Source organism: Escherichia sp. E10V5 (assembly GCF_004212315.1).
Taxonomy (GTDB): domain Bacteria; phylum Pseudomonadota; class Gammaproteobacteria; order Enterobacterales; family Enterobacteriaceae; genus Escherichia.
Genome location: NZ_RHJM01000029.1, coordinates 1 through 14,320, shown reverse-complemented (window position 1 = coordinate 14,320; position 14,320 = coordinate 1). Strand labels below are relative to the sequence as shown.

At 53.5% G+C, this 14,320-nt stretch carries 9 protein-coding genes; 3 read left to right on the top strand and 6 right to left on the bottom strand.

What is annotated here, in order from left to right:
- Positions 1 to 82: 82 nt before the first annotated feature.
- Genes bcsC through bcsR form a run of 6 tightly spaced genes read right to left on the bottom strand, consistent with a single transcriptional unit; the run spans position 83 to position 10,568 of the window.
- Positions 83 to 3,556 (bottom strand): cellulose synthase complex outer membrane protein BcsC, encoded by a 3,474-nt coding sequence (bcsC, locus tag D9738_RS19460; protein WP_130260938.1) that lies wholly within the window; start codon positions 3,554 to 3,556, stop codon positions 83 to 85.
- Positions 3,538 to 4,644 (bottom strand): cellulose synthase complex periplasmic endoglucanase BcsZ, encoded by a 1,107-nt coding sequence (gene bcsZ, locus D9738_RS19455; RefSeq protein WP_130260948.1) that lies wholly within the window; start codon positions 4,642 to 4,644, stop codon positions 3,538 to 3,540. The genes bcsC and bcsZ overlap by 19 nt, the downstream gene beginning before the upstream one ends.
- A gap of 6 nt (positions 4,645 to 4,650) precedes the next feature.
- A complete protein-coding gene (gene bcsB / locus D9738_RS19450) occupies positions 4,651 to 6,990 on the bottom strand; it encodes a cellulose biosynthesis cyclic di-GMP-binding regulatory protein BcsB (RefSeq protein WP_130210110.1) in 2,340 nt (779 codons plus the stop codon).
- Between the two features lie 10 nt (positions 6,991 to 7,000).
- Complete coding sequence (gene bcsA / locus D9738_RS19445; RefSeq protein WP_130210108.1) at positions 7,001 to 9,619, bottom strand: UDP-forming cellulose synthase catalytic subunit; 2,619 nt, start codon at positions 9,617 to 9,619, stop codon at positions 7,001 to 7,003.
- Positions 9,616 to 10,368 (bottom strand): cellulose biosynthesis protein BcsQ, encoded by a 753-nt coding sequence (gene bcsQ / locus D9738_RS19440; protein WP_130260937.1) that lies wholly within the window; start codon positions 10,366 to 10,368, stop codon positions 9,616 to 9,618. Before bcsQ ends, bcsA begins: the two co-directional genes overlap by 4 nt.
- Before the next feature lie 11 nt (positions 10,369 to 10,379).
- A complete protein-coding gene (gene bcsR / locus D9738_RS19435) occupies positions 10,380 to 10,568 on the bottom strand; it encodes a cellulose biosynthesis protein BcsR (RefSeq protein ID WP_064527810.1) in 189 nt (62 codons plus the stop codon).
- 273 nt (positions 10,569 to 10,841) lie between these two features.
- Here bcsR and bcsE point away from each other — a divergent pair, with 273 nt between their 5' ends.
- From bcsE to bcsG, 3 genes are read left to right on the top strand one after another with little or no spacing between them, the layout of a single operon-like run.
- Positions 10,842 to 12,413 (top strand): cellulose biosynthesis c-di-GMP-binding protein BcsE, encoded by a 1,572-nt coding sequence (bcsE, locus tag D9738_RS19430; protein ID WP_130260936.1) that lies wholly within the window; start codon positions 10,842 to 10,844, stop codon positions 12,411 to 12,413.
- The gene (gene bcsF / locus D9738_RS19425) at positions 12,410 to 12,601 is read left to right on the top strand and encodes a cellulose biosynthesis protein BcsF (protein WP_130216286.1); all 192 of its coding nucleotides are present in this window, start codon (positions 12,410 to 12,412) and stop codon (positions 12,599 to 12,601) included. The genes bcsE and bcsF overlap by 4 nt, the downstream gene beginning before the upstream one ends.
- Complete coding sequence (bcsG, locus tag D9738_RS19420; protein WP_130260935.1) at positions 12,598 to 14,277, top strand: cellulose biosynthesis protein BcsG; 1,680 nt, start codon at positions 12,598 to 12,600, stop codon at positions 14,275 to 14,277. Before bcsF ends, bcsG begins: the two co-directional genes overlap by 4 nt.
- Positions 14,278 to 14,320: the final 43 nt, after the last annotated feature.

Here is a 14,320-nt window from a genome sequence, read left to right as displayed (position 1 = left end):
ATTATCTCTCCCCCGGAAATCCCAGACTGCCGCCCGAGTATACCCGATCGCAGCGGCATTAAGAGAGGCGCTATCTGAAAACTTACCAGTCGGCGTAAGGTATCAGCGGCTGTGGCGGTAAATCCATATCGCCCTGCCATCCGGCGGCAGAATACCGTACGTAGAGCAGGAAATGGCTTGGCGCATAATCTTTCGCCTGCTGGATATCAATCGCCGTGCCGACAAACCAGTTGGATGTAACGCGTCGTTCAAGTAACGCCCGCGCCGTATAGCCAAAGCCCTGGCTGCTACTGCCACCGTTGGTCTGGTCAGCGGCGTCGTCTTTCCAGTCATTCGGAATCAGGTTCATCAGCGGATAACGCGGCATGGTTTTAGTGCGCGAGTGCGACCATGAGCCAGACGCGCCCAGCTCCCATGACCAGTTTTCCGTGCGCTCACGCCACATCACCGGTACGGCAAACGACAGATATTCCTGCGGGCTGTAGTAGCCGCCCTGCCCAAGTGAGTACCCACTCAGGTCTTTGTCGTAATGCCAGATCATGTTGTTCAGGCCGATAGTGACGCGACGATTATTCTGGTTGATGACTTTATAGTAATAGCCCGTCATCCAGCGCACGCGCCAGTTATCTTCGACATTTTTGCCGGTTAACTGATCACCGCTAAGTGATGCCCAGACGCCGTTTGCCTCGCCTTTATCATAGCTCAGACTTAACCCCACACCATCGGCACGTACGCCGCCCCATTTTTTCCCGGTATTGCTCGGAGAGTCTTTCTGTCCGCCGAAGGCAAGTAATGAACTGGAAATAGGTCGGCGATGGGCGTTAACGGTGTAGCCAAGCGGCCCGATATCATCGCTGTAACTAACGCCACCGACCACGTCCACGACATTGAAGCCCATCGGCGTGGTGCCAATATCCCAACTCCAGACGTCATTTCGCCAGCCGACCGCCACGCTTGCGCCAGAATCCGACTGACTGCGATTGCCGCTACAATCTTGTAACGTACAGGTCCCCCAGTTGTTGTCCCACGTGCCGTCGTCGTTGGTGGAGAAACTGCCGACATTCATATTGACGAAATCGCTGCGGAAGAACATTCGTCCGTCCGCATAGGGCGCATCTACCTGCAACATGGTGGTGTGCGCTTTCAGATCGGAGTATCCGCCAGTGCCGCTCGATCCCCAGTAGTCGTGCTCCAGGGTGACGTTAAGATCCTGCTGACGATAGAGGTCCGCCGCATCGCTACGTACGCCGCGTTTCAGCCAGTCATCTTTCTCGTCGTTGCGGGTCAGTCGGGTAAAGGTGTCGTTATCCTGCGGACGCGTCGTGGCCACACCGGATGCGACCATCGCGTCTTTGTAGGTTTCCAGCGCCTGCTTTGGATCGCCCGCCTGTGCTTCAAACTTCGCACCATCGCGCAGTACCATCGCGCTTTCCATCGACGGCGGCTGAGATTTTGCCTGCGGGATCAGCTTGTTAAATGTCTGCTGCGCCGCTGCGGTATCGCCAAGCTGCGCCTGCGCCAGCGCCACGCGCCGCTGAGTGTTCAGAGAGGCGTTATCGGTGGCGGGCAGTTTCGCCAGCTGGCTACGTGCCGCCGCTTTGTCACCAGCAGCGATATCCACTTCCGTCAGACCAAGAATGGCGTCGACGTTATTCGACTCGCGCGTCAGGACGTTCTGATAAGCCGCGCGGGCGGCGGTGTAATCGCGCCGTTGCTGCGCCCAGTCGGCCAGGGTGAGATCAATGCGTGTGGAAGGCGGCTGCTGACGCAGCATCGCTTCCGCTTCGGCTTCTTTGCCGCTTTCACGCAGGCGATTGGCTGTTTCCAGCACCTGATCGCTTTGCAGTCGGTTCACCAGTTCATGAATATTGCTGTTCCACTGCGCGCGCGGCAGGCTGTTGATATGCGCCAGTGCCGCCCGGTCCTGATCATGACCGGAGAGATACAGCCCGTAGGCGTAAACCTGCTCCGGGTCGTTCGGCTTCTGCTGCGCCAGATTGCGCATCAGAGTATCAGCCTGGCTGCGTTGTCCGGCCTGCCAGAGATCCTGCGAAAGTCGGTAAGTAATCCACACACTGCCGGGGTCCAGTGCCAGTCGCTGGCGCTGAAGTGCTGCTGCTTGCGCCCATTTGCCCTGTTTTTCCAGCGCTTCGGCCTGCTGTGACAAACGGTCGTTTTGCAGACTACGTTCAATATCGTCAACGCTGCGCCGCTGGCTGGCAGAGAGCGAGGCAATAAATGCTTCAGCCTTTTCCGGCGATTGCTGGCGATAAAGATTCGCCAGACCGCGCACGGCGTTGGTGTTGCCGCTGTCCATCCGCAGCGTCTGCTGATAATAACGTTCGGCTGCAGGGTAATCTTTGCGCGCCATCGCCACATCACCCAGCCCCAGCACCGCATAGCTGTCAGTATTATCTACATTGCGCGCCTGCTGGAATAACCGTTCCGCTTGATCAGGATTGTTCGCTTTAAGCGCGGCATCGCCCTGTTGGATCGCCAGCCAATAACGGTTCACTTTCAGCAGGCTGTTCCATTTGTCGTTGTTGCTGCTGTGCGGGTCCAGCGCGAGGGCTTTCTCCAGATTCGCCACCGCATTGGCGCGATCGCCTTTCTGAGAATACGCCTGGCCCAGCGCCCCCAGCGCTTCACTGTCTTTCGGGTTAGCACGCACCGCCAGTTGCAACTCGGGGATAGCTTTACCCGCCATGCCTGAATCCACCGCTGCTAAACCTTGCGCACGGGCACGGAAAGCAGGATCGGCCAGTTGTTTTTGTTGTTCTGCCAGTTGCGATTGTGCAGCAGCCACGTTGTCGCCATCGCTAAATACTGAGAGATATTTTTTCAGCGCCTGCACGCTGGCATCGCTGACAGGCATGTCTTTAATCTGCCCGTACCAGATTTTAGAAGCCCCCTCGCGCCCGGCGTTCGATTTCGCCATCTGCTCCAGTACGGCAAAACCTTCGTCACGGCGATCGCTGCTAAACAGCAATAGCGCCAGATTGTTTTGCAGGCCCGTATTGCCCGGCGTATCCGCATTGATGCGTTTTAGCTGATTAATCGCTTCGCCACGGCGAGCCGGAATTTTCGCCACGGTACTCCAGTACTCGACGGCAATGTCACCTTCCGGCGGCGCCCCGTTGAACAGTTTGTTGTAACCCGCCACGGCTTCTTCCGCATGCCCGGTGGTGGCCTGCAATCGTGCTTGTTGCAATGCCTGACGACCATCCGGCGAGGAAAGCAACATCGTCGTCCGCGACGATTTGTAAGCGTTTGAACTCGGCGCTAATTGCGACAATCGGTCGAGTTGTTTTTGCGCCCCATCAACATCACCCTGCCGTAACAGAGAGCGAAAACGGGCAGCAACGACGTCCGGGTTATTCGGATCAATAAGTTCCAGACGATACAGCGACTGCTGCACCAGGTCTTCGCGGTGAGTCGCTTCGCCAACTCGTACCTGCTCCAGTAGCTGTTGCTGGGCGGTTGGCGCCGCCTCGACCATCGGCATCACAGCCAGACCGAGGGAAAGTGTGAGGATGTTTAGTGTGAATTTGCGCATTCCTGGCCCCAGTCCGGTAATAACTCACCTTTTGTCGAGAAGCGGAAACGGTGTTGATCCCAGCCTTGTCCGAACAGGGTCAGCACATAATTGTAATAGGCATCGCTGCCAGGAAAGTTATCTGCCACACGCTGGCGCTGTACAGCCTGCGCGTCACGGTCCTGAAGAAACGGCAACATAGCCGCAGAAAAACCTACCGGCCCTTGCCCCTGCGCTTTACCCGTAGCGACATCAACTTTCTCCGGCGGATAGCCGTTCTTCTCAGTAAATGTCGCCATCGGTTTAAAACGCGCTAACAGCCGTGCTTTTTGCGGATCAGTATCTGGCATCATGCCGACCCACATATAAACGCGAATGGCGTCATAGCTGCTGATCAGCGTTTTTTCAGCTTTCAGCTGCCAGCCTTTATCTTTTTCATAACGCACCCAGTCAGGCGAAAAACCTTTCGGGGCAGTTTCCAGCAGCAAACGTTGATTCGTTTCGTGCAGCGTAGTCCAGGGCGCGCCAAAGCGGGTGAAATACTGCGCCAGCGTCGGTGGTAGATAACTCGGGTTCAAACGCCAGCTGTTATTCTCGGCAAAGCCGACTTTTCCCGGTAACAGCATGGACCCCAGCCCCGGCACCGTCACCACTTCCTCTTGCGCAATGCGTTTTAACAATGCGCTGCCGATGTCGGTATAACGCTGCTCTTTCCACAATCGCCCCGCCTCAAGCAACGACCAGGCCATCCAGATATCACCATCAGAGGCCGAATTGCTGTCCAGCACTTCCCACTTGCTGTTCTCTTTTTTGCCCCACAGCCAGGCAGGCAAATGTTCGTTTAAGGACCCCTGAGCAAGATTGTTCTGAGTCCAGTCAAGTAGGTTGTCAAATGTCGCACGATCATTAGCCGCCAGGGCAAAGAACATGCCGTAGCTTTGCCCTTCAGAGGTGGTAATTTTGCGTGCATCACTGGGGTCAATGACGCGCCCTTCCTGACTGATGTAATCCTTTTTGAACTGCTCCCAGGCAGGCCAGTTGCAGGCTGCCTGAACACTGAAGGCAGCCAACAGCAGCATCGTCACGATCCCACTACGCAAAACTTTCATCATCGATTACTCATTATCCGGATTAAGACGACGACGGCTGATGATGCGCAGCAGACGCCACAGTACCCATGCCAGCAGCACCACGCTGATTGCCGCCAGTATCGCCAGCAGAATCGGATGGTTCGCCAGTGCGTACCATAAACGTTCAAACCACGGCAGATGACCGACGTAATAGACGTCGCCAACGCGCAGGCTGTTAACACCGGACTCGCGAATCACCGCTACGGAACCAAACATAGTGGCGCGTTTACCGCTGTCGTTCACCGCATCGTTGAGCATCTCGTAACCGCGTGGACTATCCGCCAGTAATGCAATTACGCTGCGCTGGTCGTTATACGGTGACTGGAAGCCAATCACCGCCGCCATCGCACCAGAAGAGGTCAGCGTGGACTGAGTTTCTGCTGCGCGGTCGTTTTCGTCAGGTACAATGCCGGGGAACGGAGTCTGGCGCATCGGCGTTTTCACCCAGCTTTCGGTAGCCTGCACCAGCAGATCGATCTGCTTGTCATCTTTTAACTTGTCCGGGATACCGCCAATTATCATGATATCGGCGTCTTTCCCCTGAATGGTGCTGCCATCATCGGTCACCGTCAGGTTGATCGCCGGGAAGCCCGTCTGTGCACCAATAAAGCCCACCGTATTAAGCAGTGTTTCCATCTGCGCTTCGTTTGGTGTTTTTGGCATCACGGTAATGGTTTGCGACAAATCCGCCATCCGGCTGAACGGGAAGCCCGCATTAGCAAACGCGCGCAGATCCGGCATCGGGATGAAGTGGTAATACTTCGAGAAGTCGATGGTAGAGTCGTCACCAATCACGACGTGATTCTGCACCGGCTGGAAGGTAATACAGTTATCCACCGAACCACCCGGCATTGGGTTCATATACTCAAAATCGAAACGCAACTGGTTGGTCGCCCCCAGTTTCAGCGCCGGAATGGAGACATCGGTTTTACCATCCAGCAAACCTTGCAACACCGGGATCCGCAGCAGCAGGCGGTTCGCCTCCTGTTTACTGCTCAGGTTGAAAGATTGCAGGAACTGGTTGTTCAGGCTGATATCCATCCGCGAGCTATCTTTCACCGGCGGCATGGTGTAGCGATAGTTGATATCCATATCGATACCGGTGCTACGCATCAGGTAGAGATCTGGCGGCAAGTTCAGCGAGATATTAATCGCTGCCGGCTCCAGCCCGCTGGACTGTAACTGTTCTTCATAGGTTTTCAGCTCACCAAAGGTGACCGGACGATCGGTTCGCACCCAGTTTGGCGCATCGTACGGTTTACGTGGCAATAGCGGTTTAACATCGTTCACCACTACGCTGTCACCACGGAACAAAATATTGCCCTGAGCAATGCCTTTCGCCGCCTGCAATAGATCTTTGTCATCACGCCCAAAGACCACCAACAATTTGACGTAAGGATTCTCCGGATGGTTGATCATCTCAATCACCGGGGCTTTTACTGCCGGATGATCGCGCAGGAAGTCCGGTCGCTTGTCATTGGTCGCAAAGACAATCGCATTGCGGTCCGGAAGCTGATTATAGAGTACCGGGAAGTTCTGTCCGCGCCAGCCAGAACGCGAACCAAACCACGACGCAACAATCGCCGAAGCCTGTTGCAGACCAACATCCGGCGCACCAGCAAAAACTATCGGCAACGTATTGGCTCGGTTATCCCTCGGGTCGAAAAACGGAATCGGGAAGTGCGACAGATCATTTTTCACATTCAGTGATTGATATGTCAGATCCAGTCCGCTACTGCGTCCAACATCCAGCCAGAGCGTTGTGCTGGCCGGGTTTTCACAGACATCCTGATAATGACCAACAAACTCCAGCCGCACGCGGTTGAAGTCGGTGATAAACAGCGGATTAATCGGCATTTGCGCCAACGTCTTTTTACCCAACTGCTCTTTGGTCACTGGCAGCACGCCCATCAACTCATCGTTCAGATAGACTTTCAACTGTGACTGTATCGGCAGCAGTGATGGCGACGGCGTATATTCAAGGTTAAGCATCGCCTTCGTCACCACTTCATCACTGCGCATACCAAACTCTATGCTGCCGTTTGGGTTAATGCCACGCAGTACCATGCTACCCGGCGGCGGCGCGATTTGCGCAAAGGTCAGCTTCACATCGCGCGAAGGGCCATTCTGCGCCACGATGGGCGCGTCCGCGCCCTGCACGCCTGGCATCACCTGTCCGACCCGCGGATTTTGCTCCGCCTGGGCAGGCACAGTTGGCTCAGCATTGATCAGTGGTTGCGTCGTCGGTGTCGCCTGCGTCATGAAAGAGGGGAACGCACTCATCCCCATAGCCACTGCACAAATCCAGAATAGTTTTCTTTTCATCGCGTTATCATCATTGTTGAGCCAAAGCCTGATCCGATGGTTGTACCGTTTCGCTCCGCTCCGGGCGACGCGGAATGAACGAAACAACCCAGGAAACCAGAGAAGTCAGCACACGGAAAATGCCCTTCACCGAAGAAGGCGCAAACTCCGCCAGATGGCGGTAGCCACGGAAGCCGAGCTTCAGAATATCCAGCAGACTTTCCAGCGGCTTATCTTCCGGGTAGCTGTCCTGCCAGAGCGCCCATGTATCCGCACGGGCAAACGTACACTGCACAAAATCGATATGTTGCTGGGTAGTGAGCGGCATCAATTGCAGCCCCACTTCGTTACCCATCACGCGCGCAACCTGAGTCGGGAAGGCATACTCTTGCTGACCGCGTTTGAGCAGCAGATTCACTTTCTGTCCTTCCAGAATCTGCGCCTGACCGTTGATCTTGATCCCCAGGCCGCCGTCAGAGAAGTCCTGAACGGTGCAGGAGAAAAGATGCCCATCTTCCCGGGCAATCGCCGCTGGCATGGTCATCTCAACACGGTGTGAACGACGTACCTGCTTGCTTTCTACCGATACCGCTACTGCGCCGCCGAGAATAATCAGGTTGTAGAACACCCAAACCATACTAACGACCACGGTGAGCATTTCAGTCGGCGGGCCATAGAAGTAACGCCAGATGCCGACAGCAACACCGACCAGGTTGAGTAATACGAGGAAGATGTACGGTCGCGAGATCACCCAGTCGACGTACTCTTCCTCCACCAGACCACCTTTGGCGGTGACGTTAAATTTGCCTTTGTGCGGGTTAATCAGCGCCACCAGCGTCGGCGGGGCGATATACCAGGCGAGCACCGTCTCGTAGATTTCACTCCAGAAGGAGTGGCGATATTTACCCTGAATCTTCGAGTTGGTCAGGCTGGCGTGAATCATATGCGGCAGCACAAACAGGGCAATCATCAACGCAGGCGCGTAAATGATGTAGGCGTGCAGCAGCAGGAACGCCAGCGGTGCGGTCAGGAAGATCAACCGTGGAATCCCCGACAAGAAGTGGAACATAGCGTTGACGTAGCACAGCCGCTGAGCGAACTTCAGTCCTTTACCAGTAAGCGGGTTATCAAGACGGAAGATTTGCACCATTCCGCGCGCCCAACGGATACGTTGCCCAATGTGCGCCGAAAGGCTTTCAGTCGCCAGCCCCGCCGCCTGGGGAATACGCATATAAGCGGAAGTGTAGCCACGACGGTGTAAACGCAGAGAAGTATGCGCATCTTCAGTCACGGTTTCGACCGCGATGCCGCCAATCTCGTCCAACGGCTTACGACGAATCACCGCACAGGAACCGCAGAAGAAAGTGGCATCCCACATGTCATTACCGTCCTGCACCAGACCGTAGAACAGCGTGCCTTCGTTCGGCGTTTTACGAAAACGCCCCAGGTTGCGTTCGAACGGATCTGGTGAGAAGAAGTGGTGAGGCGTCTGCATCATCGCCAACTGCTTTTCTTTCAGGAACCAGCCCATGGTCATTTGCAGGAACGAGCGTGTGGGAACGTGGTCGCAGTCGAAAATCGACACGAACTCGCCTTTGGCATATTTCAGTGCATTGTTGATGTTGCCTGCTTTCGCATGTTCATGCGTCGTTCGGGCGATATATTTCACCCCCACGTTTTGCGCAAACTGGCGAAACTCTTCCCTGCCGCCGTCATCGAGGATCCAGATGTTGAGTTTGTCTTTCGGCCAGTCGATACCCAGCGAAGCATAAATGGTGTTTTTCACCACGCTGAGATCTTCGTTGTAGGTCGGTACAAAGATATCCACCGACGGCCATTGCGACATGTCTTTCGGCAGCGGTACTGGCTGACGATTCAGTGGCCATACCACCTGGAAGTAGCCAAGCACCAGCACAATCCACGCATAAGTTTCCGCAAATAGCAGGATTAAGCCACATACCAGGCTGACCGGATCATCCCAGTTCAACGTCGAGGTATATCGCCACCAGATATAGCGACACGAGACAGTCAGCGACAGCACAATCAACATCAACGCCGAGAAGCGCCCTGGCATACGCCGCACCATTAGCGCCACGCCCCACAGCAACATCAGGAAGATAAATTGCGACAACGGGTTAAAAGGCTGAGTGACGCAAATTAGCGCCAGAATCAGCGAGAAAGTCACAATAACACCAAGAATAAAACGCCGTGCTCCGGCGCTCAGATGGCCCAGTTCTTTTTTCTCATCAAGATGTTGCGTGTTCTGGCTGACACGTTCTGGTAGTTTGTCCATCCATTGATGGTAACGCCCACGGATATTCTGCAGGCCAGAAAATGCCCGCCAGCGTGGTTTTGGCGTCTCTCTGCGTGAAGCGCCGATCAACAACCAGCAAGTCTGAATGACATAGCGGACTGGATCCAACGGGCGCGGACGCGAAGCGTTGATATGTGGGTAAAGGTTTTTATGTTCTGCGCGGATACGCTGCCAGCGCGGGTGTTCAAGCGGAATGAACACCCAGGCCAGGATCAGCCAAAAACAGCCAAGCGTCGCGCTGAAAGCCGATGCGCCGTGACGACGATAATCCCGATAACGCCCGATAAGACGCGCGTTGACCGGCGGGATAAGCAACCACCGGGTCAAGATACTCATGACGCGCTCCCAACTGGCTTTTTCAGACCGGAATAGTTCAACAGGCACCAGTTTGCCAGCGTCAGAACTTCCTCCGCCGCCAGCGCATCACTGCGGTATTCACCTAACGGCTGTTTCGCCGCCAGGCATTCAGCCATCGCTTCATCGCGATGAATCAACATTGGCAGTAACCGGCGCTGGCTTTGCAACCACAACTGGTAAATATCTTCCTGTACCTGGCTGCCAATGCGGAAATCATTAATCAATATATGCGCGCCAGCAGGCAGTGCTTGCTGATGCAGCCGAATATGGCAGTTAGCATCCACTTTAACGATTGCCAGCGAGTGATCGCACAGGCTCAGGATTTGATGCGTTATCTGCGAGGCGTCGCGCGGTAAGTCGATCAAAATCCATTGATAACGCCCACTGGCCTGCAGCTGCTGCAAGCCTTCGCAAATTGCACCCAACTGACTTTGCCAGTGCTGGGGATTCTCTTGCTCTTCAATGGTTAACTGACCAAAAGGCAGTAGATCGAGCTGCGAGGTATAGCGCATCCCGGCATCTCGCCAGTCCTGACCATCCAGTATGGCTCTGGCCCAGCCCTGACGATGGGTAAAATCAACGTTGAACGACAAGCGCAACAAATTGTCCGGGCAGGCATCAACCACCAGGACATTTTCTCCCAACATTTGCAATGCCCAGGCCAACGCGGCGGTGATGGTTGTTGTACCCACACCTCCCCGCGCCCCCTGTAATCCCAGTACGGCCATTCACTACTCCCCTACTTCTGTTGCGCAAACTCAGCCAACAATGGCCAGCGTTTTAACGCCGCTGCTAACTGCTCACGCTGAGAAATATCGGCATAATCGATATCAGGCAGTGAAAACGCCTGCTTTAACGCCAAAATATCATTCTGAAAGATATAGCCTATCGCGGGATCAGGCAGAGTATCCTGTTCGTTGTTATTCATTATGCTTAATCTCGAAAAAATATACCCGCCACGCATCAGTCAATTCTAATCGACAGAATTTTGCCCGTATAATGCCAGACGGCAATACGTAATCCGTTCATTTTTTAACTTTCATGTACGCAACTAACGAAAGTAAAAAACGAAAAGACTGATATCATAAGGCTTCCAGCCTGCTAAATTGATTCACATGCTAAATCTGATAAGTTTTAATTTCAATGGTAGGTTTATTTCTTAGCTTTCGCTAGTAAACTAATAATCAGACAAAATGGTGACTTGAGGGACGTTGTGGACCCTGTATTCTCTATCGGTATCTCATCTTTGTGGGATGAGTTGCGGCATATGCCAGCAGGCGGCGTCTGGTGGTTTAACGTCGATCGTCAAGAAGATGCTATCAGCCTTGTGAATCAAACGATGGCTTCTCAAGCTGAAACCGCGAAAGTCGCGGTCATTAGCATGGATAACGATCCCGAAAAAACCTTCAAATTAGATGATTCTCACGGACCGGAAAAAATAAAATTATTTTCAATGCTAAATCATGAAAAGGGGCTATACTATTTGCCCCGTGATTTACAATGTTCTATTGATCCCGAAAATTATCTTTTCATTCTTGTTTGTGCCAATAATGCATGGCAAAACATTCCAACTGAGCGGCTTCGTTCATGGCTGGATAAAATGAACAAGTGGAGCAGATTATACCATTGCTCACTGCTGGTAATTAATCCAGGAAATAATAACGATAAACAATTTTCATTGTTGCTGGAGGAATACCGCTCACTTTTTGGGCTTGCCAGTTTGCGTTTTCAGGGCGATCAACATCTGCTGGATATCGCCTTCTGGTGCAACGAAAAAGGGGTTAGCGCCCGTCAGCAACTCATCGTTCAGCAGCAAGAGGGTATCTGGACGTTAGTTCAGCGTGAAGAAGCGGAGATCCAACCACGCAGCGATGAAAAACGCATTCTTAGCAATATTGCTGTGCTGGAAGGCGCCCCCCCTTTATCAGAACACTGGCAACTGTTCGACAACAACGAAACTCTGTTCAATGAAGCCCGGACTGCACAGGCTGCAACCGTCGTTTTCTCTTTACAGCAAAATGGGCAAATTGAACCACTGGCCCGCAGCATTCATACCCTGCGTCGCCAGCGTGGTAGTGCGATGAAGATCCTCGTGCGGGAAAATACCGCCAGCCTGCGTGCCACCGATGAACGCCTGTTACTGGCCTGTGGCGCTAACATGGTTATTCCCTGGAACGCCCCGCTCTCCCGCTGTCTGACGATGATTGAAAGCGTGCAAGGGCAGAAGTTCAGCCGCTATGTTCCGGAAGATATCACTACCCTGCTATCCATGACCCAACCGCTGAAACTGCGCGGTTTTCAAAAGTGGGATGTGTTCTGTGAGGCGGTCAATAACATGATGAATAACACGTTGTTGCCTGCTCATGGTAAAGGCGTGCTGGTCGCTTTACGCCCAGTACCGGGCATCCGCGTTGAGCAAGCCCTGACGCTGTGCCGTCCAAATCGCACTGGCGACATTATGACCGTTGGTGGAAATCGACTGGTCCTGTTCCTCTCATTCTGCAGGATCAACGATCTGGATACTGCGTTGAATCACATTTTCCCGTTACCTACCGGCGATATTTTCTCTAACCGCATGGTCTGGTTTGAAGATGACCAAATCAGCGCCGAGCTGGTGCAAATGCGTTTACTTGCCCCGGAACAATGGGGGGTGCCACTGCCTTTAACTCAGGCCTCCATGCCGGTAATCAATGCCGAGCATGATGGGCGTAACTGGCGACGAATACCGGAACCGCTGCGACTGTTGGGTGATGCAGTGGAGCATTCATCATGATGACCATCAGCGATATCATTGAAATCATTGTCGTTTGTGCGCTTGTTTTTTTCCCGCTGGGCTATCTGGCGCGCCATTCCCTACGGCGCATTCGTGACACCCTGCGTTTGTTATTTGCGAAACCTCGTTATGTAAAACCGGCCGGTACGTTACGCCGTGCAGAAAAAGCCAGGGCTACCAAAAAATGACTCAATTTACCCAAAATACCGCTATGCCTTCTTCACTCTGGCAATACTGGCGCGGCCTTTCTGGCTGGAACTTTTATTTTCTGGTTAAGTTCGGCCTGTTGTGGGCGGGCTACCTTAACTTCCATCCGCTACTCAATCTGGTATTTGCCGCGTTCCTGCTGATGCCGATTCCGCGCTACAGCCTGCATCGCCTGCGCCACTGGATCGCCCTGCCAATCGGCTTTGCCCTCTTCTGGCATGATACCTGGCTACCTGGCCCGGAAAGTATTATGAGCCAGGGGTCACAAGTGGCAGGCTTTAGTCCCGATTATTTAATCGATCTGGTCACGCGCTTTATTAACTGGCAGATGATTGGTGCTGTCTTTGTTTTGTTAGTGGCCTGGTTATTCTTGTCGCAATGGATTCGCATCACCGTTTTTATGGTCGCCATTCTGGTATGGCTGAACGTACTTACGCTGGCTGGTCCAAGTTTCTCCCTGTGGCCAGCCGGTCAACCGACCACCACGGTAACAACGACGGGCGGTAACGCTGCGGCAACAGTCGCGGCAACCGGCGGCACGCCAGTAGTTGGAGATATGCCAGCGCAAACTGCACCACCGACAACCGCAAACCTCAATGCCTGGCTGAATAATTTCTATAACGCCGAGGCGAAACGTAAATCGACCTTCCCATCCGCGCTGCCAGCGGATGCGCAGCCATTTGAGCTTCTGGTGATTAATATCTGTTCGCTTTCATGGTCGGATATTGAAGCTGCCGGATTAATGTCACATCCGTTGTGGTCGCATTTTGATATTGAGTTCAAGAATTTCAACTCTGCAACCTCATACAGCGGTCCGGCGGCGATTCGTCTGCTGCGCGCCAGTTGCGGTCAGCCATCGCACACCAATCTGTATCAACCAGCAAATAATGACTGCTATCTGTTCGATAACTTGTCAAAACTGGGCTTTACCCAGCACCTGATGATGGGACATAACGGCCAGTTTGGCGGCTTCCTGAAAGAAGTTCGCGAAAACGGCGGTATGCAGACCGAATTGATGGATCAAACAAATCTTCCCGTCATTTTGCTGGGCTTTGATGGTTCGCCGGTTTATGACGATACTGCCGTGCTTAACCGCTGGCTGGACGTTACCGAAAAAGATAAAAACAGCCGTAGCGCCACGTTCTACAACACGCTTCCACTGCATGACGGCAACCATTATCCGGGCGTCAGCAAAACAGCGGATTACAAAGCGCGAGCGCAGAAGTTCTTTGATGAACTGGACGCCTTCTTTACTGAACTGGAGAAATCGGGTCGTAAAGTGATGGTCGTCGTAGTACCGGAACACGGTGGCGCGTTGAAAGGTGACAGAATGCAAGTTTCTGGTTTGCGTGATATCCCCAGCCCGGCAATCACTGATGTACCGGTTGGCGTGAAATTCTTCGGCATGAAAACACCACATCAGGGCGCACCAATTGTCATCGACCAACCAAGCAGCTTCCTGGCAATCTCTGATCTGGTGGTTCGCGTTCTCGACGGCAAGATTTTCACCGAAGACAATGTTGACTGGAAAAAACTCACTAGTGGATTACCACAGACTGCGCCTGTTTCCGAGAACTCGAATGCGGTGGTCATTCAATATCAAAATAAACCGTATGTTCGCCTGAACGGTGGCGACTGGGTGCCTTATCCGCAGTAATTACGAAAAAGGCCGCAGAGTTTCCCCCTGCGGCCTGGTCCGG